Source organism: Hyphomicrobium sp. MC1, assembly GCF_000253295.1.
Taxonomy (GTDB): Bacteria; Pseudomonadota; Alphaproteobacteria; order Rhizobiales; family Hyphomicrobiaceae; genus Hyphomicrobium_B.
The window spans coordinates 3,718,155-3,739,067 of sequence record NC_015717.1 but is presented as its reverse complement, the minus strand read 5'-3'; the positions used below and the strand labels follow the sequence as shown (position 1 = coordinate 3,739,067).

General features: G+C 60.4%; 24 protein-coding genes and 1 other RNA gene. 13 read left to right on the top strand and 12 right to left on the bottom strand.

Annotated elements, in window-relative coordinates; all coding sequences use genetic code 11:
- Window positions 1-14: 14 nt before the first annotated feature.
- Together HYPMC_RS18060 and HYPMC_RS18055 are read right to left on the bottom strand one after the other, a co-directional pair.
- Window positions 15-221: a cold-shock protein gene (locus HYPMC_RS18060; RefSeq protein WP_013214405.1), complete on the bottom strand. Its 207-nt coding sequence runs from the start codon at window positions 219-221 to the stop codon at window positions 15-17.
- Between the two features lie 295 nt (window positions 222-516).
- Window positions 517-969 (bottom strand): D-Ala-D-Ala carboxypeptidase family metallohydrolase, encoded by a 453-nt coding sequence (locus tag HYPMC_RS18055; protein ID WP_013949509.1) that lies wholly within the window; start codon window positions 967-969, stop codon window positions 517-519.
- Between the two features lie 420 nt (window positions 970-1,389).
- On the opposite strand from HYPMC_RS18055, the gene HYPMC_RS18050 reads away from it, so the two are divergent.
- Together HYPMC_RS18050 and HYPMC_RS24580 are read left to right on the top strand one after the other, a co-directional pair.
- The gene (locus HYPMC_RS18050; RefSeq protein WP_013949507.1) at window positions 1,390-1,845 is read left to right on the top strand and encodes a hypothetical protein; all 456 of its coding nucleotides are present in this window, start codon (window positions 1,390-1,392) and stop codon (window positions 1,843-1,845) included.
- A 105-nt stretch (window positions 1,846-1,950) separates the two neighbouring features.
- A complete protein-coding gene (locus HYPMC_RS24580; protein WP_013949506.1) occupies window positions 1,951-2,208 on the top strand; it encodes a hypothetical protein in 258 nt (85 codons plus the stop codon).
- Window positions 2,209-2,217: 9 nt separating this feature from the next.
- Here HYPMC_RS24580 and HYPMC_RS18040 read toward each other — a convergent pair whose 3' ends face one another.
- From HYPMC_RS18040 to fumC, 3 genes are all read right to left on the bottom strand, one after another.
- Complete coding sequence (locus HYPMC_RS18040) at window positions 2,218-2,448, bottom strand: ribbon-helix-helix domain-containing protein (RefSeq protein ID WP_013949505.1); 231 nt, start codon at window positions 2,446-2,448, stop codon at window positions 2,218-2,220.
- Window positions 2,448-2,675: a DUF4169 family protein gene (locus HYPMC_RS18035; RefSeq protein WP_013949504.1), complete on the bottom strand. Its 228-nt coding sequence runs from the start codon at window positions 2,673-2,675 to the stop codon at window positions 2,448-2,450. Before HYPMC_RS18035 ends, HYPMC_RS18040 begins: the two co-directional genes overlap by 1 nt.
- A 200-nt stretch (window positions 2,676-2,875) precedes the next feature.
- Window positions 2,876-4,267 carry a class II fumarate hydratase gene (gene fumC / locus HYPMC_RS18030; RefSeq protein ID WP_041301104.1) on the bottom strand — a complete coding sequence of 464 codons (1,392 nt, stop codon included), beginning with the start codon at window positions 4,265-4,267 and terminating at the stop codon, window positions 2,876-2,878.
- 152 nt (window positions 4,268-4,419) lie between these two features.
- On the opposite strand from fumC, the gene HYPMC_RS18025 reads away from it, so the two are divergent.
- Window positions 4,420-4,809 (top strand): GFA family protein, encoded by a 390-nt coding sequence (locus HYPMC_RS18025; RefSeq protein WP_013949502.1) that lies wholly within the window; start codon window positions 4,420-4,422, stop codon window positions 4,807-4,809.
- Window positions 4,810-4,847: 38 nt separating this feature from the next.
- On the opposite strand, the gene HYPMC_RS18020 is transcribed toward HYPMC_RS18025, so the two are convergent.
- From HYPMC_RS18020 to HYPMC_RS18010, 3 genes are read right to left on the bottom strand one after another with little or no spacing between them, the layout of a single operon-like run.
- Entirely contained in the window at window positions 4,848-5,258 is a 411-nt protein-coding gene (locus HYPMC_RS18020; protein ID WP_013949501.1) for an SRPBCC domain-containing protein, read from the bottom strand.
- Window positions 5,259-5,293: 35 nt separating this feature from the next.
- Window positions 5,294-5,515 (bottom strand): hypothetical protein, encoded by a 222-nt coding sequence (locus HYPMC_RS18015; RefSeq protein WP_013949500.1) that lies wholly within the window; start codon window positions 5,513-5,515, stop codon window positions 5,294-5,296.
- The gene (locus HYPMC_RS18010) at window positions 5,512-5,835 is read right to left on the bottom strand and encodes a helix-turn-helix transcriptional regulator (protein ID WP_041301103.1); all 324 of its coding nucleotides are present in this window, start codon (window positions 5,833-5,835) and stop codon (window positions 5,512-5,514) included. Before HYPMC_RS18010 ends, HYPMC_RS18015 begins: the two co-directional genes overlap by 4 nt.
- Before the next feature lie 245 nt (window positions 5,836-6,080).
- Here HYPMC_RS18010 and HYPMC_RS18005 point away from each other — a divergent pair, with 245 nt between their 5' ends.
- Complete coding sequence (locus HYPMC_RS18005) at window positions 6,081-7,547, top strand: glycosyltransferase family 39 protein (RefSeq protein WP_013949498.1); 1,467 nt, start codon at window positions 6,081-6,083, stop codon at window positions 7,545-7,547.
- A 105-nt stretch (window positions 7,548-7,652) separates the two neighbouring features.
- Here HYPMC_RS18005 and HYPMC_RS18000 read toward each other — a convergent pair whose 3' ends face one another.
- Together HYPMC_RS18000 and ssrA are read right to left on the bottom strand one after the other, a co-directional pair.
- Window positions 7,653-8,315 (bottom strand): SspB family protein, encoded by a 663-nt coding sequence (locus HYPMC_RS18000; RefSeq protein ID WP_013949497.1) that lies wholly within the window; start codon window positions 8,313-8,315, stop codon window positions 7,653-7,655.
- Window positions 8,316-8,419: 104 nt separating this feature from the next.
- Window positions 8,420-8,859, bottom strand: a transfer-messenger RNA (tmRNA) gene (ssrA, locus tag HYPMC_RS23860).
- A gap of 148 nt (window positions 8,860-9,007) precedes the next feature.
- Between ssrA and HYPMC_RS17995 the strand changes: the two genes are divergently transcribed.
- From HYPMC_RS17995 to pssA, 9 genes are all read left to right on the top strand, one after another.
- Window positions 9,008-9,766: a CPBP family intramembrane glutamic endopeptidase gene (locus HYPMC_RS17995; protein ID WP_013949495.1), complete on the top strand. Its 759-nt coding sequence runs from the start codon at window positions 9,008-9,010 to the stop codon at window positions 9,764-9,766.
- Window positions 9,767-9,798: 32 nt separating this feature from the next.
- A complete protein-coding gene (locus HYPMC_RS17990; RefSeq protein WP_013949494.1) occupies window positions 9,799-10,593 on the top strand; it encodes a thymidylate synthase in 795 nt (264 codons plus the stop codon).
- Between the two features lie 289 nt (window positions 10,594-10,882).
- The gene (locus HYPMC_RS17980; RefSeq protein ID WP_013949493.1) at window positions 10,883-11,407 is read left to right on the top strand and encodes a dihydrofolate reductase; all 525 of its coding nucleotides are present in this window, start codon (window positions 10,883-10,885) and stop codon (window positions 11,405-11,407) included.
- 247 nt (window positions 11,408-11,654) lie between these two features.
- A complete protein-coding gene (hflK, locus tag HYPMC_RS17975) occupies window positions 11,655-12,863 on the top strand; it encodes an FtsH protease activity modulator HflK (RefSeq protein WP_013949491.1) in 1,209 nt (402 codons plus the stop codon).
- A gap of 1 nt (window position 12,864) precedes the next feature.
- Window positions 12,865-13,764 carry a protease modulator HflC gene (hflC, locus tag HYPMC_RS17970; protein ID WP_024276399.1) on the top strand — a complete coding sequence of 300 codons (900 nt, stop codon included), beginning with the start codon at window positions 12,865-12,867 and terminating at the stop codon, window positions 13,762-13,764.
- Window positions 13,761-13,946, top strand: coding sequence for a DUF2065 domain-containing protein (locus HYPMC_RS17965; protein WP_013949489.1), 186 nt, complete (start codon window positions 13,761-13,763; stop codon window positions 13,944-13,946). The genes hflC and HYPMC_RS17965 overlap by 4 nt, the downstream gene beginning before the upstream one ends.
- 120 nt (window positions 13,947-14,066) lie before the next feature.
- Window positions 14,067-15,533, top strand: a complete 1,467-nt coding sequence (locus HYPMC_RS17960) for a Do family serine endopeptidase (protein ID WP_013949488.1) — start codon at window positions 14,067-14,069, stop codon at window positions 15,531-15,533.
- A gap of 45 nt (window positions 15,534-15,578) precedes the next feature.
- The gene (locus HYPMC_RS17955; RefSeq protein WP_013949487.1) at window positions 15,579-16,292 is read left to right on the top strand and encodes a phosphatidylserine decarboxylase; all 714 of its coding nucleotides are present in this window, start codon (window positions 15,579-15,581) and stop codon (window positions 16,290-16,292) included.
- A gap of 65 nt (window positions 16,293-16,357) precedes the next feature.
- Entirely contained in the window at window positions 16,358-17,278 is a 921-nt protein-coding gene (pssA, locus tag HYPMC_RS17950) for a CDP-diacylglycerol--serine O-phosphatidyltransferase (RefSeq protein WP_013949486.1), read from the top strand.
- 33 nt (window positions 17,279-17,311) lie between these two features.
- Here the strand turns inward: pssA and HYPMC_RS17945 are convergent, their stop codons facing one another.
- Together HYPMC_RS17945 and HYPMC_RS17940 are read right to left on the bottom strand one after the other, a co-directional pair.
- A complete protein-coding gene (locus HYPMC_RS17945) occupies window positions 17,312-18,757 on the bottom strand; it encodes a mannose-1-phosphate guanylyltransferase/mannose-6-phosphate isomerase (protein WP_013949485.1) in 1,446 nt (481 codons plus the stop codon).
- A gap of 147 nt (window positions 18,758-18,904) precedes the next feature.
- Window positions 18,905-20,902 (bottom strand): ATP-binding protein, encoded by a 1,998-nt coding sequence (locus tag HYPMC_RS17940; RefSeq protein WP_013949484.1) that lies wholly within the window; start codon window positions 20,900-20,902, stop codon window positions 18,905-18,907.
- Window positions 20,903-20,913 lie beyond the last annotated feature (11 nt).

The following is a 20,913-nucleotide window of genomic DNA, read 5'->3' as shown; positions in this document are numbered from 1 at the left end:
TGGTTTCGAAAACCTTAGAGCGGACGCAGGTTCACGGCAGCGATTTTGCCGTTACGTCCACGCTCGGTTTCGAAGTAGATCTTCTGGCCTTCGCGGAGCGACTGAAGGCCTGCACGCTCAACAGCGGAAATGTGGACGAACACATCGTTTCCACCTTCTTCCGGCTGAATGAAGCCATAGCCCTTCTGACCATTGAACCACTTCACAGTCCCGTTCGACATCAATTGCCTCCAAAGCAAACATAAATTCCCCGGTTAAACACCGGAGGCTAATCAAATCGCGCGATGGAGACGTCTTAGGGCAGGCGGTAGCGCTGGTAAGAGTAAGCCAAGGCGTGTTCGACGGCGACTTATATGCCTTGGTCCTGTGAGAAAGGCAAGATCGTCGCAGCCTTCGGGCACCCCCTTCCGAGATCAAAATAGCTTTGAAATGCGGGGCGTTTCCGATCGTCTTCGCAAACCATATGCGGCGCCCGGAGGAAAGGCAGGCGGGAAACCATATTCCCACCTTCAACCTTTAGCTGCGCCCGCTGGCGGCATTCAGCGCCACGAACCGAGGTCCGACGTCGACGTGGATATGGTCCATGTCCCGGTAGGTCATGACGCCCCCGTTCCGGTGGTTGGCGATAAGCCAACGCACGACCTCAGCCTTGCGGCCCGGCACGCGGAAGTCGATCGCTTGTCCCGAGGCGTGACGGGACGGCCGTCCCGTACCGGCAATACGCGCACCCGGCCGGCAGGTCGAGACGATCTGGACGTTGCCAAACTGTCCGCGGATACGCGCGAGGAGGTTGCGAGCCTCCGATGTCAGACACGCAGTCGATGTACCCGAGAGACGCGCAATCTTGCGGCTCGTCATGGCCCGATCTCGATAATGGTCGCCGTCGTCCTTGTCTGGTCGGGCGTCGGCGACACCTGACGTTGTGGCGGCAAGTACAAGAGAAAGCACGGCAATCGTTCCCTTACGCATGGGAAGTCCTCGTTTGGTTGAGTGATGGGAAAAAGCCCAATCGGGTCCGCTCCGCGTCGGTGCGACGCGGCTTTGGCGAGCTCAGGCTCGAATGGCCAAGCGATTGGGATAAGCAGGGAACCGCAAGCGCCAGCCCCCCGGACGCGCCGCCCCCGTTTTCAAATCTCGTCCGAGATTGCGGTGCCCATCCTGTGGATAAGCGGCACCTTTTGTGCGGCGCGCCCTGAAAGCCGTAGCGAATAGGCGAAAATGAGGCCGTTCGCGTCGCCGAGGCTTGAACCGTTGCCGCATGCGGACAATGGCGGCTCGAAATCCGCATTTTGAGCATCGGACAATGGATTTGGCCGACCAAGCAGAGTAGCAAGACAGTGTGGGGAGCGTCACACGTAAAAAGGGGACATCTGGAAGGGGGACACGGCCATGAATGTCTTGAAGAGCTTGGGTTTGGGCTTCATCGCAGGCGTGATCGCCGCCGCGACCGTGCAAGAGGCGATCAGCTGGTTTTTCGTTCACTACTGGACCGGGTGGGACGCCGAACCTTGGAGCCTTCGGCCGATGCCGAGCCTCCTCATTCCTTCGGTTGTGCTGCCTTGGATGATTGGCAACGGCATCACGGCCGGGCTCTGGGGCGCACTCTTCGGTTTTCTGCTGGGCTGGAAGCCGATCGGCATGATGACGATCCGCGGCGCCATCCTCGGCCTTTTCGGTCCGGCACTCATCGGCGCATTCATCGTCGTGCCGTACCTCGCCGGAAAACCTTCGCCGCTGCTTGAGGGTGACGTCAGTCAGATCGTGCCCATCCTGTGCATGTCGGCAGGATTCGGCGCGGTCACGGCATGGTTCTACGGTCTCTTCAGCTGGGGCAGACTGCCCTAGGCAATTTCGGCGCGGCGACTGTTCATCCGTCGCGCCAATGCTTACCTCCGGTGCGGCGTAACTCCCGTTTGTGACATGCGCCGCGCATTTTAAGCGAGGTTGGGCATGCGAGGATTATCGATTGCACTAGCCGCTGCCGTTGCAGCCTTTGCCATCTCATCACCGGCAGAGGCGACGCATAAGCCGCGCTCCAAAGCCAAACACACCTGGCAGAGGCCCGCGCTCCGGGCTGACCGTGATTGCGTGCCAATCAATGGCCGCTTTGGTTATTATGGCAATCCGTGGTGCGATACCGGCTCGTCACGGCCTCCCGACATCGAGTTCCGTGAGCGCCAGCGCCAGCGCCTGCAAAAGCAACGCTGATGAAGTGCGTTAGCGATCGGCCGCTGGCTGCGCGCGCGCTTTGAGCCGCTCCAGCAACCAAACGCGCACAGCGCTCGAAAGCCCAGCCTCACCACGAGTTTTGTCTATGGAATTGATGAGGCCTGCGAGCGTCATGCCGTCTTCAGCCGCGGCTTCCTTGAGTGCGACCCAGAACGCGCTCTCCAGCGAAATCGACGTGCGGTGGCCCTGGATCGAGAACGAACGCTTCTCAGGCCTCATTACGAGGCGGTGCTGGGATCGAAGTCGTCAGCATCTTCCGCCGGACTGTTATCGTCGCGCCGCGCGCCGTCGAGTTCGCCTTGCGTCTTGCGCTGCTGCGCATCGGCGAGACTGCGTTCAGCCTTCGATTGCCCGTACTTAAGCCGGTTCTCGTGCGCCTCCCGTTCGCGGTCGGCGCGCTCGCGGGCTTTACGGACCTTGTTGAGATTGATGATCTCGGCGGTCATAAAATGCTCTCCGCATGGGATGCAAATCGCATCCTGGCTTCGCGCTATTTTAGGAGCACCTGCGCAAAGTCGTCAAACACTCGCGCACATTTTATTGCGCGAGTGCCGTTCGGTCGCAACGCGTTTCGGTTTCAGCATTCGTTCAGAGACGTCGTCGGTGTGCCTCAGCGGACGCACACAGATAGAACGATTTTAAATCGTCACTCCGGTCCGATCATTTTTTCCGGACGCACGATGGCATCGAACTCTTCGTCTGTTACATAGCCGCCGCCGACGGCTTCCTCGCGCAGCGTCGTGCCCTTTTTGTGCGCGGTTTTTGCGATTTTGGCGGCGTTATCGTAACCGATCTTCGGTGCGAGCGCCGTCACAAGCATTAACGAGCGCTCGAGCCCCGCCTTGATGTTGTCTTCACGCGGTTCGATGCCGACGACGCAGTTGTCGGTGAACGACACCGCTGCATCACTCATCAGGCGGACGGATTGCAGGAAGTTATAGGCCATCACCGGATTGTAGACGTTGAGTTCAAAATGACCTTGGCTGCCGGCGAACGAGATTGCGGCGTTGTTGCCGAAAATCTGAATGCAGACCTGGGTCAGCGCTTCGCATTGTGTCGGGTTAACCTTGCCCGGCATGATCGACGAGCCCGGCTCGTTTTCAGGCAGCGACAACTCGCCGAGGCCTGAGCGCGGACCCGATCCGAGCAGGCGGATATCGTTCGCGATCTTGAACAGGGACGCCGCAACCGTGTTGATCGCGCCATGCGTGAAGACCATGGCGTCGTGCGCGGCGAGCGCTTCGAATTTGTTCGGCGCCGATTTGAACGGCACGCCGGTAATGGTCGCAATCCGCTCCGCAACCATTTCCGCGAAGCCCTTCGGTGCATTGAGGCCGGTGCCGACGGCGGTGCCGCCCTGCGCGAGTTCCATCAGCTTCGGCAAGGTTTGCTCGATGCGCTCGATGCCGTTCTCTACCTGCTGGGTATAACCGGAGAATTCCTGGCCGAGCGTCAGCGGTGTCGCGTCCTGCGTATGTGTGCGCCCGATCTTGATGATCTTCGCCCACGCCTTGGCCTTGTCGTCGAGCGCACCTTGAAGCTTCTTGAGCGCCGGGATCAGCCGGTTAACGACTTCCTCCGAGCACGCGATATGCATCGCCGTCGGATAGGTGTCGTTCGACGACTGGCTCATATTGACGTGATCGTTCGGATGCACCGGCTTCTTCGAGCCCATCTCGCCGCCGAGCATTTCGATGGCGCGGTTCGAGATCACCTCGTTGGCGTTCATGTTCGACTGCGTGCCCGAGCCCGTCTGCCAGACGACGAGAGGGAAGTGCTGGTCGAGCTTGCCGTCGATGACTTCCTGCGCCGCCTTGACTATGGCGTCGCCGATTTTTTGGTCGAGCCGGCCGAGCGCCATGTTCGTCTCGGCTGCAGCGCGCTTGACGATGCCGAGGGCGCGTACGATCGGGGCCGGCTGCTTTTCCCAGCCGATCTTGAAATTGCCGAGACTGCGCTGGGCCTGCGCACCCCAATATCGGTCCGCGGCAACGTCGATGGGTCCGAAGGTGTCGGTTTCAGTGCGCGTCTTGGTCATGAGATCGGTCCATTCTTCGTTCGGATGCCGGAAAATGCGTGCTTCGTCGCGCATGGAAGCCGCTTTGTCGAGTTGTTTCGAATGCGACTACGGGGTTTACTTCTCCATTCGTCGCTTTTCTCGTAAGTCGAGTGGCCAGGGAGAATAGCGGAATGCTGGAAGGATCCTGTCACTGCGGCGCTGTGCGCTGGACGTTCGATGGCGTCCCGCAGGATGCCACCGCCTGCAATTGTACGGTCTGCCGCCGCTACGGTGTACTTTGGACCTACGACTTCGAAAATGAGCGCATCCGTGTCTCGGGCCAGACGAAAGCTTACACCCGCGGCAAGACCCTCGAATTTCACTTCTGTCCCGAGTGCGGATGCGTGGCCTATTGGCGCGCATGTTTCGCCCAGGAAGACGGCCGCCGCCGGATCGCCGTAAACCTTCGCCTCACCCAGCCTGACGCCATCGCCGCGATCCCGATCGATCACTTCGATGGTCTTGTGAGTTTCGATGACCTTCCGCGCGACGGACGCTGCGTCCGCGATATGTGGTTCTAGCGGCGGTGACGCGGCTAGAAGGTATCATCAGATTGGCGCTATTCCGTTTTCGCGAGCACGCTGTCGAGATTGTCGAAGAACTTCGGCCAGCCGAACTTCGCGCCTTGATATGCCTGCTGCTGATCCGGCCGGAAGCCAGACTGCTCCATGCGCAGACGCGTCCCTGTAGCCGTCGGCGTGAGCGTCCACGTCACGACGCTCTCAAGACCATAGGCTGCCCAAGTGTACGACAACGAAGCATTCGGCTCGACGACCAGAACCTTGCAATCGACGGCGCCCCAGTCGGCGCGAAGATTGAAGCGATGATCGACCACCGGCACGAAGTCGTTCTGCATTAGCCACTCTTCGATCAGATGCGGCTGCGTCAGGGCCCGCCAGATCTTCTCCGCCGGATAGGGGATATCGCGCTCGATGACGACGGACAGCGTTTCGCTCGCAGTCTGCTTCATGGGGCGTCCTCTCATTTTCTTCGTTGCGATGCGTGTCATTGGAGGGCATTGGCCTTGCGGCGTGATTTCGCCATGTAGGGCAGAGCGAACATGTAGAGCCCGCTAAACAGCAGCAAAAAGAGTGGAAGCAATGGCGAATAGACGATCCACGAGGGCGGTTCGCCCCAAATCCGCACAATGAAATTGGCGGCGACCGCCACAGTAAAAGCAATCGACAGCCAGCGGTGGATTTGCCGAACCCAAATGTCGAGAGTCATTGGTCCATCCTCTTCAGCAGGTCTTCGAGTTGATCAAAACGGCTCTGCCAGAAGCCGGTCATCTGGCTCGTCCAGTCGATGAGTGGAGCAAGCGCGCCGACCTTTGCGCTGTAGTGCGTCTGCCGGCCTTCATGCCGGTCGCGCACGAGTCCGGCATCTTTCAAGATGCCGAGATGTTTCGAAACGGCCGGCTGCGAAATCCCAGCCTGCGCCGTCAGCGCACTGACTGTTTGCTCTCCATTACGGCACAGACGCTCGAAAATGGCGCGCCGTGTGGGATCGGCGAGTGTGCGAAAAAGAATGTCGTGAGTGCCCTGCATCGCAATCAATAACCCATTGGCTATGAATTGATCCATATCCGACCAGTTATGTATCAGTCAAGCGCCAAAGGAGGAGGAGTGGTGAATGACATGAGAAGATGAGAGGGAGATTGCGCAAGCCAGTGCGTACGCGGAACATATATCGTGTTACAGGATCGTATGACCGATGACCTGATTTTGCCGCCAGGAACGGCAATTCCTCCTGGTGTCATTTTGCAAACCTGTCTCGGGGCAATTCAAAAAGCATGTCAGACGAAATCGTCGGGTTGGCCCAAGCCAAAGGTTTGCGCGCGCTGCGTCTTCCGCTTCTCGCTCAGCATTCAAAGAGAATATTCAAAGCGCTAGCCCATCGCAGCGATGCGATAGTCCTCATCATCGCCTTGGCGCTCATCGTCTCCGTGCCGCAATCTCTCCTTCACGGATATCACTACGTCGAAGGACTAACTGTCACCGTGGCTCAAAGCGCCTTGGATGACGGGAATTGGTTTAGTCAGCATATGTACAATCTGCGCTGGATAGAGCGACCTATGCTGCTGTCCTGGGTTATTGCCGCGCTGAGTATGCCGTTTGGCCAAGTGTCCCCATTTATCGCGCGTCTGCCCGTGGTGCTTTCGCTTGTCGCGGGCACTGTTCTGATCTGGCGCGCAGTACGGCCGAATGCCAGTCCTGAAGCTGCATGCTTTGGGGCCCTGCTGTTTTTGGCCTGCCCGCTCGTCATGAGATACTACGTGACGTCCGTGGCGGACCTTCCGCTAGCGGTATTATTGTTTGGCGCTTTTCTGGTGTGGTGGAATGCATATATCGCCGAACGGCTAACGGTCGGTCGCTGGATTATCATTGGATCTATCTTAGCGATCGCCGCCCTTATGAAGGGTCCGCAACCGACGGCCTATTTCTTTCTCGGTATCTTCGTCTTTTTCTCGTTGACATCCGAGTGGCGTCAATTTCCTGGCCTCATCCTCGCCGGCTGTATCGCAACGGTTCCAACTGCGTTGTGGTATGCCCATGTTTTCGTCGCCGGAGATCAAGGCGAATGGCTGCGCTACACGCGGCTTTCGTCCAACGGCGTTGTGTGGCCTCACCCGTTTGCGAACGGCGCCGATTTCTTTTTCGAATGTTTGCCGGCTGCACTGCTGGCGGCGGCTCTTCCGTTTGCCGACTTCAGCGCTATGGAAACGAAACCTCGCCGGCACTTCATCCTGGCTGTCAGCTGCTACGCTCTGACGTGCACTTTGGTTGTTCTGTTCTGGCCGGCCGAAGTTAACCCGCGTTACATCTTGCCTGCGGTGCTACCCTTGTGCGTTCTTGGGGGCGTTGCATTTGATGCCTTGTCGAAACGAATGGCGCCGTTCGTTGCGACGGTCGGTGTGCTCGTCGCTGCTCTGTTAGGATACGCGATTTTCCACTCGATGAGTGACGTGTTCCTGACGCCGGGATATATTCGTTCAAAAGTCGACGGCGCGAAAATCGCAACGCTCGTAAAGGAAGCGCCAGCCCCAGTCTATCGAACGGGCTGGGATGTGGCCTTGAACGAACTTCCGTATGTGCGCGTCCCGGTGATGACGATAACGCCCAATCAAATAGCGAATATTACGAGGCCAGCTTGGCTTGTCGCGCCGGAGACTGATGCGCGTGCCATGCTCGCTCGAAGCCACGGACTGATGACATCGGTCCTCGCGTTTAACCACTTCGCGTTGCTTCGATTGAACTAGCAAGAAGCCGGCATCGACCGACGAAATGGGAGCATCAATCCGATGCTCTTATCGGCTGCGGTTCGCTCGTTTCGAACGATAACGAGAGCGGCCGTCAAAGACGGCTCACTTCTTCCTGAACTGATCCAAGCTCAGAATTTTTGCGCCGCCGCTTTCGGGCTGTTTCTCCGCCGCATCTTCGTCGCCGTCGCTCGGCAGGTTTTCTCCGGCGCGCGTTGCAGGCTCCGGATTGGGCGGCAGCACGTCCACCGGTTCGACCGCCGTCAGCGTCGAGATGTTTTGCGCATCCTTTTCGGCGGTGCGGGGCTTGCGCGGCGCGCGCGGCTTCTTCGGACGCGGCGCTTCGGTGCTCGCGTCATCGTAGGTTGCGTCGATGGCGCGAGGCGAAGAGGCAGCCTCCTGCTCGTTCGTTTCTTCATCGAACTGCAGGCCGTAGCGTACGCTCGGATCGATGAAGACCTTGATCGCCGCGAACGGCACGACGAGACGTTCCGGAATGCCGTCGAACGTCAGCTTCACTTCGAATCGCTCGTCGGAAACGATCAGGTCCCAGAAGCGATGCTGGAGGACGATCGTCATCTCGGTCGGATATTTTTCCTTGAGCCGCTTCGACAGGATCACGCCCGGAGCCTGCGTCAGGAAGGAAATATAAAAGTGGTGCTCACCGGGGAGTCCCGTCTTGACGACCCGTTGCAGAACGGCGCGCACGACCCCGCGCATCGCCTCCTGCTGCAGTTTCCCGTAATCTATGGACGGCCCCGATGCCATGCCTCAGCCTTCGATCCTACTTGAATTCCATCTGACCTCTGAAATCAGATTTCCCGTCCCGTCAAGCCCGCGCCGTCAAGTTTACCTCGGCGCGCAGGCGGAAAGGTGGAGGGCTTCTGTTGCCCGGTGCCCTCCGGACCGCGCCTTACCCTGCTAGGGGCAAGGGCTTCAAGTTCAGGCTAGTCGCGCTGCATTACGCAGCGAGAGCGGCCTCAGCATAGTTGTCATTGGCAACTATTCTGTATGACCCGATAACGGTGGTATCATGCCGGGCAAAAGCTAAGTCCTTTACACCTTCGTCGATCCTATTTCGCCCCCATAACAGCTGGGCCTTACGGCCGGTGCTCGCAGGGAAACCCAACGAGATCACCGGGCCTTGCGGCCGGCTCCCCGGGAAGGGGGAGTCGCAAGGCCCAGCATAAAATGGTGGAGGCGCCGGGTACCGCCCCCGGGTCCGATCGGCTTATTACGACCGCGTTTATCGCCATAGCTGGCAGAGCCAGCACCACTGAATATAGGGAGCAACGCTTACGAAAAAAAGCGTTTCGGTGACCTAGTTTCGCTCGCCCTGAAAACCTGTTACCCGCTGTGACGGCTGGGTGACGATCAACCGGCTCAGGCGGACCCCCGGATGCCGTATTTACGCGGGTGTTTCGATGCGACCGCCGCCGGAAAGAAGCAGATAATCCCCCGTGGAAAACATAATTCAGACCTGGAAAGGCGTCGTGGTCACGGCAGCTCTGGCCGTCGTGATCATTATTCTGGCCACCCAAGCCGGGTATGGAGCAGCCTGGCTGTTCGACGTCTGGGCCCAAATTCATGAGCCTCGCGCATTTGCCGCAGGCGAGCTTGAGGCGCTGCTGACCGGCCGCGTCGCGTCTTCGCTGTTCGCCTTCCAGGTGGTGACGGTCGCCTCGGTCCTGATGGTCAATGCCTACGGACGCCGGACGACGGGCGCCGGCACGTTGAGTTTTGCCATGCCGCGCGGCGGGATCTGGACGCTCCTCCTCGCTGTCATCGCTCTTGTCTCGCTCGCGACCTGCTTCGCCTCGCTCGTCTTCGTCTTCAATCCGGATGCGCTGCGCCACGATCTGCAGCCTTTTTCCGAGATGATGAAGTCGCGGACGTGGTGGCTCATCCTGCTGGCCGCCGGCGTTGGCGCACCGTTGGCGGAAGAATTGCTGTTTCGCGGGCTGATCTTCGGTGCACTGCGGCAATCGCCGCTAGGCTTTGTGGGGGCGACGGCCATTACAGCGGTCGCGTGGGCCTCCCTCCATGCCAACTATTCGCTTTATGGTCTCGGCGCGATCACGCTCATCGGCCTTTACTTGGCGTGGCTGCGCGAGCGCACCGGCAGCCTGCTGACCCCGATGGTCTGCCATGGGTGCTACAACTCATTGATCATTCTGCTTATGGTCTTGGCGCCCAACAGTGCGCTGACCACGGGCTGAAGGTCGTTCCAGAATCGCATAAGTCTGACCCCATGCAACAATACCTCGATCTTCTGCGCTGCGTGCGCGACCACGGTACCGAAAAGACCGACCGCACCGGCACCGGCACGCTGTCCGTCTTCGGTCATCAGATGCGCTTTGATCTCGCCGACGGCTTTCCGCTCGTCACGACCAAGAAGCTGCACACCAAGTCGATCATCGTCGAGCTGCTGTGGTTCCTCGCCGGCGCGACGAACACGCAGTATCTGAAGGAACATGGCGTCAGCATCTGGGACGAGTGGGCAGACTCGGAGGGCAATCTTGGTCCGGTCTACGGCAAGCAGTGGCGAAGCTGGGAAGCCGCCGACGGCTCGACCATCGACCAGATTACGAACGCGGTGTCTGATCTGAAGCGCAATCCGGATTCGCGCCGCATCATCGTGACGGCCTGGAACCCGGGCGACCTCTCGAAGATGGCGCTCGCGCCGTGCCACTGCCTCTTTCAATTCTACGTCGCCGACGGCAAGCTCTCGTGCCAGCTTTATCAGCGTTCGGCCGATACTTTCCTAGGCGTGCCGTTCAACATCGCGAGCTACGCGCTGCTGACGATGATGATGGCGCAGGTAACCGGGCTGAAGCCGGGCGAGTTCGTGCACACGTTCGGCGATGCGCACCTTTATCTCAATCATCTCGAACAGGCCGACCTGCAGCTTTCGCGCGATCCACGGCCGCTGCCGACGATGACGATCAACCCGGACGTCGCCTCGATCTTCGATTTCAAATACGAAGACTTCACGCTGTCGGGCTACGACCCGCACCCCCACATCAAAGCGCCCGTGGCGGTGTAAGCCAGGTCCACCGTCATGCCGACGAAGAGCCTGCCCCGGCGAAGGCCGGGGTCGGCACCCAGACAAGCATCGGCATCTTCGTTGCTTTCGATTTGACTGGATCTCGGCCTTCGCCGGGATGACGTTGCTGGGTCTCCGTCTGCGACGGCCGGCTCGATGAAGGAGAGTCGTCGCGGACAAACGGAAAGCTCTGCGCAGCAGAGTCGCCGGCACCAACAATCCCGCGCTTTGCGGCCGGCTGCCCGCAGGGGAGTCGCAAAGAGCAAACAAATAATGCTATGCCCCGCCGATGAATGACACACGCATATCCCTGATCGTCGCCGTTTCGGAAAACGGCGTCATCGGCCGTGACGGCGCGCTGCCGTGGCGGCTCTCGTCCGATCTGAAAACATTTCGCCGCCTGACGATGGACAAGCCCATCGTCATGGGCCGAAAAACGTTCGACTCCATCGGCAAGCCGCTGGACGGCCGCGATAATATCGTCATCACGCGAGATCCGGCCTTCGAGGTAGCAGGCGTCTCGACCTGCGAGTCCGTAGCTGACGCGCTGACGCTGGCCCGAGTGCTCGCCAAAACCCGCGGCGCCGATGAGATCATGGTTATCGGCGGCGTTCAGGTATTCGAGGCCGCTCTCCCCGTTGCAGATCGAATTTATCTGACCCGTGTTCACGCCGATGTCGAAGGCGACCGCCATTTCGGCGCGCTCGATGCAGCCGAATGGCGCGAGTTAAGCAGCGAGCCGCTGCCCCAAGGCCCGCGTGACGACCACGCCGCAACACTCGTTGTTTACGATCGCCAAAAGCAGGACGCTTGAAAAGCCCGGCCGCCCTTGAAGGCGCGTGCCGAGGCCCCAAATTGCGATTAGCCAAACCAACGGGAAATTTGCGAACGTCGGGGCCCTGCCCTATAAGCTGCGCAAATCCCGGTTTTATCTACGTTGCTCAGGCCTTTGCAGTGCGTGTGTTTACATCCGGCGTCACCACGGTGCCGCCACATCTCGAAAAGGCCATTGGGGGGCACGATTTTAATCTTCAGCTCAAATTCGAAAGAGGCCCTGATTTATGCCCTGGAGTAGTCAAGGCGGTAGCGGCAGCGGTGGGGGAAACGGCGGCCGCAAAGGTGGAGGCGGCCCGTGGGGCCAAGGGCCATGGGGACCGCAGGGCGGCGGTGGCGGCGGGAAAGAACCGCCGGATCTCGATGAAATTCTGCGTCGCGGCCAGGATCGCATGCGTCAGGTGATGCGCGGTGGCGGCGGCAACGGCAGTGGCGGCGCCGGCCTCGGCGGCGGCGTGCCCAAACCGTTCCTGTTCTTTATTGCGATGCTCGTTCTGGCGGGCGTCGTCTTCTACGGCTTTTTCTTCCGCGTGAACCCGGACGAGCAGGGCATCGTGCTCCGCTTCGGCAAGTATGAGCGCTGGGTCGGCCCCGGCCTCAACTGGCGCTTGCCCTATCCGATCGAGGAAGTCCGTCTGCCGAAGGTCACGCAGCAGCGCACCATCGAAATCGGCGCGGGCCGCAGCATCATCGGTGGCCGTGACAGCGGCTTGATGTTGACTGGCGACGGTAGCGTCGTCGATGTCCGCTTCGTCGTCTTCTGGCGCATCAGCCCTGACAAGAATGAAGCCAACGGCCAGACCGGCGTCGAGCAATTCCTGTTCAACATTGCCCAGCCCGAGACGACGGTGCGCGAGGTTGCCGAAAGCGCCATGCGCGAAGTCGTCGGCCAGTCCAATCTGCAACCGCTGCTGACCGGCGGCCGCCAAGCGACGCAGGAAGCCGTCCAGAAGCTCATGCAGAAGACGCTCGATTCCTACGGCGCCGGCATCAAGATCGACCAGGTTCAGCTGAAAGAGGTCGATCCGCCGGAAGAAGTCATCCGCTCGTTCCGCGAGGTCGCGGCTGCGGCGCAGGAAAAGGAAACGCTCATCAAGCAGGCGCAGACGTATGCCGATCAGGTCGTGCCGCGCGCACACGGCGATGCCGATCGCATCATCGCCGCCGCCGAGGGCTATCGCGATCAGACGGTCGCGGAAGCAACCGGTCAGGCCGCTCGCTTCCTCAAGGTCTACGACGAATACAAGAAGGCGCCCGACGTGACGCGCGAACGGCTCTATCTCGAAATGCAGGAGCGCGTGCTCTCCGGCGCCGACAAGATCATTCTGGACCAGAAGAGCAACGGCCAGGGCGTCGTTCCGTTCTTGCCGCTGGAGCAACTCCAGCGTCGCCCGAGTGATGATCAGACCAGCACCGATACGGATGGAGCGAAATAACATGCGTGCGTTCTTCGCTTTCATTCTCGCCGTTATCGGCGTCGCCGCGGTGGTGCTCTATTCCTCCGCCTTCATCGTCCACCAGAACGAGCAGGCGCTTGTCCTGCGCTTCGGTAAGGCACAGCCTGCAATCACCCAGCCGGGCCTGCATTGGAAGATGCCGTTCATCGATACGGTCGAGAAATTCGACAAACGTATCCTCGATCTCGACACGACCGAGCAGGAAGTGACGGCTTCCGATCAGCAGCGTCTCATCGTCGATGCTTACGCTCGTTATCGTATCGTCGACTTGCTGAAGTTCTATCAGAACGTCCACGACGAAGATCGCGTCCGCGAAGTCGTCGGCCCGCTGATCGAATCTGAAATCCGCCGCGTGCTTGGCTCCGCGACCTTACAAGAGGTCGTGAAAGACAAGCGTGAATCGCTGATGAAGCAGATCGCCGAGCAGGTGAATACGGAAGGCCGCGACTATGGCCTCGAAGTCGTCGACGTCCGTATCAAGCGCGCCGATCTTCCGCAGGAAAACCTCGTCAAGGTTTACGACCGCATGCGGGCCGACCGTGTTCGCGAGGCGACTGAGCTTCGCGCCCAGGGCGAGGCCGAAAGCAACCGCGTTCGCGCCAACGCCGACAAGGACGTGACGATCATCAAGGCGACCGCCACGCAGAAGTCAGATGAAATCCGCGGTGACGGTGAGGCCAAGCGCAGCCGCATCTTCGCTGAAGCCTTTGGCCAGGACCCGGACTTCTTCCGCTTCTACCGGTCGATGCAGGCGTATACGACGGCTTTAAAGCCGGGCGATACCCGCATGCTGCTGTCTCCCAACAGCGAATTCTTCCGGTACTTTGAGGACCCTAACGGCAAGCCTCCCGCTGCGGCTGCTCCCGCGCCGCAGCGATGAACGACCTCCTGGCGGGACTGGGCGTCGCCCTTGTCCTTGAGGGTCTCTTATGGGCCGCCGCGCCGCAGTTTGCGCGGCGGACCGTTGAAGAGATTGCAAATTTCTCCACCGGCCGCATCCAGATCTGCGCCGTCGCCGCAGTGGCCGTTGGCGTATTTGTAGTCTGGCTCGCTCGGGGATAGGCAACTTATCCCCGCATGCTGGCGATATGCTACCTTGCCATGTTCACGCTTTGATGTTGGGCGAGCTAGCATAGGTTCGCGGCGGTCCTCGGGTGCCGGTCAGACTTGGAGTTCCTTGCAATGACGAAGAAAGTTTCGGCGCTTCTTCTCGGCTTGAGTTTGAGCCTTGGATTGTTGAACGTGCCAGGCGCCTGGGCTGAGACGTTCCAATACGGGCCCGCGTCTGTTGCTCCGCTGGCCAAGAAACTCTCCGATGCCGTCGTCAACATTTCGACGTCGCAGACCGTGAAGGGGCCGGCGGGCGTGCCGCTGCCAAAAGTGCCGAAAGGTGCGCCGTTCGAAGACTTCTTCGATGATTTCTTCAACAAACGCGGCGGAGTTCCGCACGGCGACCGCAAGATTTCCTCTCTCGGGTCCGGCTTCGTCATCGACGGCAAGGAAGGCCTGATCGTCACCAACAACCACGTCATCGAGGGCGCGGAAGAGATCGACGTGAATTTCCACGACGGCTCGAAACTGGTCGTCGACAAGGTCATCGGCCGCGATACCAAATCCGACTTGGCGCTTCTGAAGGTGTCACCGAAGAAGCCGCTGGCAGATGTGAAGTTCGGTTCCTCCGACGCCATCGAGGTCGGCGACTGGGTCATGGCGATCGGCAATCCTTTCGGGCTCGGCGGCTCGGTGTCGATGGGCATCATCTCGGCCAAGAGCCGCGACATCAATTCCGGTCCGTATGACGACTACCTGCAGACGGATGCCGCCATCAACAAGGGCAACTCCGGCGGTCCGCTGTTCAACATGAACGGCGAGGTGATCGGTGTGAACACTGCGATCATTTCTCCGACCGGCGGCTCGATCGGCATCGGCTTTGCGGTGCCGTCCGACACCGTCTCGAACGTTGTCGACCAGTTGAAGCAGTACGGTGAGGTTCGCCGCGGCTGGCTCGGCGTTAAAATCCAATCAGTGACCGATGAGATCGCCGAAACGCTCGGGCTCGATGAAAACGAAGGCGCGCTCGTCGCGGCCGTCACGCCCGACAGCCCCGCTTCGAAAGCCGGATTGCAGCCGGGTGACGTCATCCTGAAGTTCGACGGCAAGGAAGTGACGAGCATGCGCGGCCTGCCCAAGATCGTGTCGCAGGCGCCCATCGGTAAGGCCGTCGACGTCGAGCTGCTGCGCAAGGGCAAGCAGGAGAGCACGAAGGTGACGGTCGGTCGTCTCGAAGACGATGACGATAACGCCAGCGACCTCAAAAGCGACGAGGGCACGGAAGACGAAGATCCGAAGGGCTCGGCCATTATCGGAATGCGCCTGTCGCCGCTGACCGATGAACTGCGTAAGAAATATGGTTTTGACGCCAAGATCGCCGGCGTCGTCATCGAGGCCGTCGATCCGCAAAGCCCGGCAGCCACCAAGGGGCTGAAGGCAGGTGACGTCATCGTCGAAGCGGCCCAGGACACCGTGTCCGATCCGCAGGATGTCGCCAAAAGCATCGAGAAGGTGAAGAAGTCCGGTCGCAAGGCCGTGCTATTGCGCGTCGAGGATTCGAAAGGGGATCTTCGTTTCGTCGCCGTACCGGTGTCGTAACAGGCGTGCTATCGCCATCTGAAAATTCACGCCAGGAGAGAATTGGTGTCTGAGGGTCACGGCTTACTCGATACGATCTTTGACCAGCTTTCGCCCGTGCATCCCGATGGACACAAGTTCATCGCGATCGCCGCCGCGGTGACGCTGCTGTTCTTCTTTCTTTATCCGCCGCTCGGCTGGCTTTGCGCCGGCATCACGGCATGGGTCATCTACTTTTTCCGCGACCCGCTGCGCGTGACGCCGCTTCGGCCCGGCCTCGTCGTCTCGGCCGCCGACGGCAAGATTTCCGGCATCGAGAAGATCATTCCGCCGGCAGAGCTTGGTCTCGGCTCCGAGGAACGCGTCCGCATTTCGACGTTCCTGTCGGTGTTCGATGTCCATATCAACCGCTCGCCGGTCGCCGGTCGCATCATTCGCTCGCTCTATGTTCCGGGTAAATTCCTGAATGCCGCCCTCGACAAGGCGAGCGAGGATAACGAGCGGCGCATCCTCGTCATCGAAACGCCGACCGACGGCGATGTCGGCGTTGTCCAGATCGCAGGTCTCGTCGCGCGGCGCATTGTGACGTTTTCTGACGTCGGCGACGCCGTCGGCGTGGGCCAGCGATTCGGCCTGATTCGCTTCGGTTCGCGCGTCGATATCTACCTGCCGCCCGGAAAAACGGCTCTTGTCAGTATAGGCCAACGTGCAGTTGCGGGCGAAACCGTTTTGGCGGATCTTCACTCGCCGGAGCCGGAACGTGAGGCGCGTCGCGCCTAGAGGCTGGACGATCGCGACGTTGTCGAAAAGCGATCTCAATTTGGCATGGGGGCAAGGAGGCTGCCATGGAGAACGATGAGCCGTTTATCGAAACCGAAACGCGCCGCCGCAGACGCCGGTCGCTGTTTCGCCATCGGCGCGTTCCGGTGCGGATGCTCGTCCCGAACTTCTTCACGCTGCTTGGGCTGTGCGCTGGTCTGACGTCGATCCGCATGGGCATCGAAGGCCGCTGGGATCTCGCCATCGCCGCGATTGTCTTCGCCGCCTGCCTTGACGGCATCGACGGCCGCATCGCGCGCCTGTTGAAGGCATCTTCGCGCTTCGGCGCCGAACTCGACAGCTTGGCCGACTTCGTTAACTTCGGCGTCGCGCCAGCGTTCCTCATTTTCAACTGGGGCCTCGGCGACCTCAAAAGCGCGGGCTGGATCTGCGTGATGATTTTCGCTCTGGCCTCCGCTCTGCGTCTCGCGCGCTTCAATGCAGCTCTCGATGACGATCGGCCGAAGTGGCAGTCGAACTATTTCATGGGTATGCCGACGCCCGCCGCCGCCATCGCGGTGCTACTGCCGGTTTATCTCTTTCAGCTCGGGCTCGATGAAACCAAGTCGCAATGGGCGCTGAAAATCGTGCTCACCTACACCGTCTTCATTGCCTTCATGATGGTGTCGAACATTCCGACCTATTCCGGCAAGCTGCTCGGAGAGCGTGTCCGCCGCGAATGGGTGTTGCCGATCTTCATCGTCGCTATCGGCGTCGTCGCATTTCTCTTCACCTATCCCTACGAGACGTTGACGGTGCTGACGTGCCTTTACCTCGGCTTCATCCCGCTGAGCTGGCGTGCATTCCGCGACAAGTGCGAAGGTGAGGGGGCCGCGTCGGCTGCCGCTGCTTCTCCGGATGCATCTCCGCCGGGAGACACATCGGGAAAGCCTGAGACGACGACAGGCCGCATCTTCGCGTTCCGTCCGAACGATCCGGGAAAATAAGAAGTTCTTGGGGCGCGGATATATCCGCGCTCCTTACTTCGTCTCTTCGGGCTGGCGATTGTAGATGTCGTCGGTGCGCTGAATATCGTCCTCGCCGAGGTACGATCCGATCTGCACCTCGATGATCTCGACGGGAACCTTGCCGGGGTTCTGCAGCCGGTGCCACTGCGTCGCGAAAATGTAGACGCTCTCGTTCTCGCGAACGAGCTGTTCCTTATCGCCGATCGAAACCTGCGCCGTGCCCTGCACCACGATCCAATGCTCGGAGCGATGATGATGCATTTGCATCGACAGCTTGCCGCCGGGCTTGACGTGCAACAGCTTGACCTGGAAGCGCGGTCCGATGTTCAGCGTCTCGAAGTAGCCCCACGGCCGATAGTTTCGCAGGTGCTGTTCCTGCTCCTTGCGGTTCGACAGCTTCAGGCGCTGCACGACTTTCGAGACGTCCTGCGTGCGGGTCTTGTCGGCAACGAGCAGCGCATCCGGTGTGTTGACGATGATGAGATCGTTGAGCCCGATCGTCGACACGATCGACTTCTCTGAGTGGACATAGCAGCCGGATGTATCTTCCAGCACGGCTTCGCCCTTGATGAAGTTGCCCTTGTCATCGCGCGGCGCGATATCCCACAGCGACGACCATGAGCCGACGTCGTTCCAGCCGACATCCATCGGCAGGATCGCGGCCTTGTTCGTCTTCTCCATCACCGCGTAGTCGATCGAGATGTTCGGCGACGCCGCAAAGCTCGGCTTATCCAGCCGGAGGAAACCGAGGTCTTCGCTGGCGCCCGCAAGTGCTGCGCGCGCTGCGTCCAGAATGACCGGCTCGTAGCGTTCGATCTCGGCGAGGAACGTCTTGGCATTGAGCGCGAAGATGCCGCTGTTCCAGAAGTAGGAGCCGTCCGCCAGATAATCTTCGGCGGTGGCGCGGTCGGGCTTTTCGGCAAAGCTCGCAACCTCGAAAGCGTCGCCGTCAAATCCTGACAGCGCCGCGCCGCGCTTGATGTAGCCGTAGCCGGTGTGCGGCTCCGTCGGCGTGATGCCGAAGAGAACGAGCTTGCCCGTCTCGGCCACGGCGGCAGCCCGCCGGATGTTCTCTGCAAAGAGCGCCTCGTCGCCGATGACGTGATCGGACGGCATGACGGCGAGGATCGCATTTGGATCGTCACGCAGCGCGATCAGCGCCGCAACTGCAATCGCCGGCGCCGTATTGCGCGCGATCGGTTCAAGAATGATGGCCTTAGGCTCGATGCCGGCGCGGTCGACTTCCTCGCGCACGAGAAAGCGATGATCGTTATTGCACAGCAGGATCGGTGCTTCGAAACCGGCCTTCTGCGGCAGGCGCGCTAACGCCGAGCCGAGAAACGACGTGTTCTGACCATTGAAGAAACGAATGAATTGCTTCGGATACATCGAGCGCGACAGCGGCCAAAGCCGCGTCCCCGAACCACCCGACAAGATCACTGGATAAATGGTGCTCATGGAACAGACTAACCCCGGTTAAGAGAAATAAATTTAAATCTCAATGGCTTGTTGAACAAGACGCCACGATAGCGCGGAAACATGACAGTTTCCAAGCGGTTCATTTTGGATATAGGCCGGGAACAGCGTTTTCGGGCGAACGCGATATCAGGAGCGTGCCAGTCGTTCGCGCAGCGATCTGAGCGTATCGAACGTGCTCGCTGCAGATGGCGCCACCGGCTTGGCTGGTGGTGCGGAAGAAGTAGCTTTGTGCATCGGTGCGACGTCTTCAGATGATGGCGCTGCCGACGTCTCGCGGCGGACGATCGAGCTGTTTGGACGCGTCGTTGAGGCCGAACCGGGATAGGGCGGCGGCATCGTCGCCGGCCGATATCCGGCGGGTTCCGGAGCGAGGTCGTGGGCGGACGTTTCCATGGGCTGCGCGCCTTGAAGACCGAGAGCATCGGCCATCATCGCCAGCTGAGACGACGTGCCGTCGGCCGTCACCGGAATGGCCGATGCGCGCCAACGTTCGACGATTTGATCGAGGAAGCCTTCGTCGTTCAGCGATGTCTGCCAGCGCTTCGAGAAAACTGCGGTCGAGGATCGCGGGAGTCCGTGCTTCGGCAATTCGTCGAACTTGATGCGGACAGGCAGCGCCATACCGTCGCCGAAGGCGATGGCTTCGCGTTGCCCGAGCGAGGGCAGGAATTCAAGCAGGCCCGAGCCGGTGTCCGCGACAGCCGATTGCACGATCGCCTGGTCGCGGTCGTTCGACATGCGCAGCGCGAACACGGTATTGCACTGGGACAGGATTGTCGGATCGATTTCCGCAGGGCGCTGCGTGACGATGCAAAGCGACGCGCCGTACTTGCGGCCTTCCTTCGCGATTTTCGCAATCGAGCGTTTGCACGGCTCGAACCCGAGCGCCGAGTTCGCCGGAACGTAACGGTGCGCTTCCTCGCAGACGAGCGTCACCGGCACCTGGCCTTCGCTCCACAGCGCGAAGTCGAAGGTCATGCGGCACAACACCGACACGACAACGTTGACGACTTCCGACGGAATGCCGGTCAGTTCGAGAATGGTGATGGGTTTGTCGTTCACCGGCACGCGGAACAGACGGCTCAGCACCTGTGCCATGGAATCATAGACCGTCCGCGAACCGAACATGAAGGCGTAGCGGCCATCCTGCGACAGCGTCTCGATGCGGTTTTTCAGAACGCGGTAAGGCGCGAGATCCTTGCGGTTTTCGAGCTTGCCCATCCGTTCGTCGATGAGCGACAGCAAGTCCGAGATGCGATAGGGAACGGGCGTATCGACCGTATAGCGGCTCGCGTCTCCCAGTCCGCGTCGGCCGCGCGGAGGCTCTCCGGCGCGTCCCATCGCGTAGCGCGTTTTTGCGATCGGAATGAGATCCTGCAGCACTTCGATTTCGGTCTTGCGATCGCCGTCGCCGACCAGAACCTCCACCATCTCCTCGAACGTCAGCAGCCAGTAGGGCAGCTGCATGTTGCGCGGAGAAATGACCTCGGCCCACTCGCGGAATGCGGTCGCGTATTCGTTATGCGGATCGAGCAGAACGATATGAGCCGCCGGGTTCTTTTCGACGATCGAGCGCAGGATGAGCGCCGTCGTGCACGATTTGCCCGTGCCCGTCGTGCCGAGAATGGCGAAATGCTTGCCGAGCAATTCGTCGACGCGCACCATGGCCGGAATGCTGTTGTCCTGGCGGATGGTCCCGACGCGCACCATGGCCGAAAGATCGCCGCAGAACGTTGCCTCAAGCTCGGGTTTCTGCGCCAGGCGCACCCGGTCGCCAAGCGCGGGATATGCGGTGACGCCCCGGTTGAACGTCGTCGAACTCTCGGATTTTGCGTTTGCCAGCTCGCCGACGAGTCCCAGTTCCGCAATCCACACCTCGCCTTCACCCTCGCGCTGCGAGGGCACCGGAACGCTCAGCGCAGAAACAATTGCGAGAACGGTCGTGCGCGAGGTGTCGATGGCGAGAAGCGTGCCCATTTCAGGGCGGTGCTCCGGTGACCGGCAGCGCAGGTCGCCGCCCCCGTCAAGCAGCACGATGGCTTTCGAGCCGGTGACTGAGACGATACGGCCGATCGAGAGGTCGGTGCTGCCGTTCGCGGGAGTCGGGGTGCTGATGCTTGGCATTCAGGATCCGG

Bases quoted from the DNA above. Each gene is read 5' to 3' on its own strand.
- HYPMC_RS18060 (WP_013214405.1), bottom strand. From the start codon at position 221: ATGTCGAACGGGACTGTGAAGTGGTTCAATGGTCAGAAGGGCTATGGC.
- HYPMC_RS18055 (WP_013949509.1), bottom strand. From the start codon at position 969: ATGCGTAAGGGAACGATTGCCGTGCTTTCTCTTGTACTTGCCGCCACA.
- HYPMC_RS18050 (WP_013949507.1), top strand. From the start codon at position 1,390: ATGAATGTCTTGAAGAGCTTGGGTTTGGGCTTCATCGCAGGCGTGATC.
- HYPMC_RS24580 (WP_013949506.1), top strand. From the start codon at position 1,951: ATGCGAGGATTATCGATTGCACTAGCCGCTGCCGTTGCAGCCTTTGCC.
- HYPMC_RS18040 (WP_013949505.1), bottom strand. From the start codon at position 2,448: ATGAGGCCTGAGAAGCGTTCGTTCTCGATCCAGGGCCACCGCACGTCG.
- HYPMC_RS18035 (WP_013949504.1), bottom strand. From the start codon at position 2,675: ATGACCGCCGAGATCATCAATCTCAACAAGGTCCGTAAAGCCCGCGAG.
- fumC (WP_041301104.1), bottom strand. From the start codon at position 4,267: ATGACCAAGACGCGCACTGAAACCGACACCTTCGGACCCATCGACGTT.
- HYPMC_RS18025 (WP_013949502.1), top strand. From the start codon at position 4,420: ATGCTGGAAGGATCCTGTCACTGCGGCGCTGTGCGCTGGACGTTCGAT.
- HYPMC_RS18020 (WP_013949501.1), bottom strand. From the start codon at position 5,258: ATGAAGCAGACTGCGAGCGAAACGCTGTCCGTCGTCATCGAGCGCGAT.
- HYPMC_RS18015 (WP_013949500.1), bottom strand. From the start codon at position 5,515: ATGACTCTCGACATTTGGGTTCGGCAAATCCACCGCTGGCTGTCGATT.
- HYPMC_RS18010 (WP_041301103.1), bottom strand. From the start codon at position 5,835: ATGCAGGGCACTCACGACATTCTTTTTCGCACACTCGCCGATCCCACA.
- HYPMC_RS18005 (WP_013949498.1), top strand. From the start codon at position 6,081: ATGTCAGACGAAATCGTCGGGTTGGCCCAAGCCAAAGGTTTGCGCGCG.
- HYPMC_RS18000 (WP_013949497.1), bottom strand. From the start codon at position 8,315: ATGGCATCGGGGCCGTCCATAGATTACGGGAAACTGCAGCAGGAGGCG.
- HYPMC_RS17990 (WP_013949494.1), top strand. From the start codon at position 9,799: ATGCAACAATACCTCGATCTTCTGCGCTGCGTGCGCGACCACGGTACC.
- HYPMC_RS17980 (WP_013949493.1), top strand. From the start codon at position 10,883: ATGAATGACACACGCATATCCCTGATCGTCGCCGTTTCGGAAAACGGC.
- hflK (WP_013949491.1), top strand. From the start codon at position 11,655: ATGCCCTGGAGTAGTCAAGGCGGTAGCGGCAGCGGTGGGGGAAACGGC.
- hflC (WP_024276399.1), top strand. From the start codon at position 12,865: ATGCGTGCGTTCTTCGCTTTCATTCTCGCCGTTATCGGCGTCGCCGCG.
- HYPMC_RS17965 (WP_013949489.1), top strand. From the start codon at position 13,761: ATGAACGACCTCCTGGCGGGACTGGGCGTCGCCCTTGTCCTTGAGGGT.
- HYPMC_RS17960 (WP_013949488.1), top strand. From the start codon at position 14,067: ATGACGAAGAAAGTTTCGGCGCTTCTTCTCGGCTTGAGTTTGAGCCTT.
- pssA (WP_013949486.1), top strand. From the start codon at position 16,358: ATGGAGAACGATGAGCCGTTTATCGAAACCGAAACGCGCCGCCGCAGA.
- HYPMC_RS17945 (WP_013949485.1), bottom strand. From the start codon at position 18,757: ATGAGCACCATTTATCCAGTGATCTTGTCGGGTGGTTCGGGGACGCGG.
- HYPMC_RS17940 (WP_013949484.1), bottom strand. From the start codon at position 20,902: ATGCCAAGCATCAGCACCCCGACTCCCGCGAACGGCAGCACCGACCTC.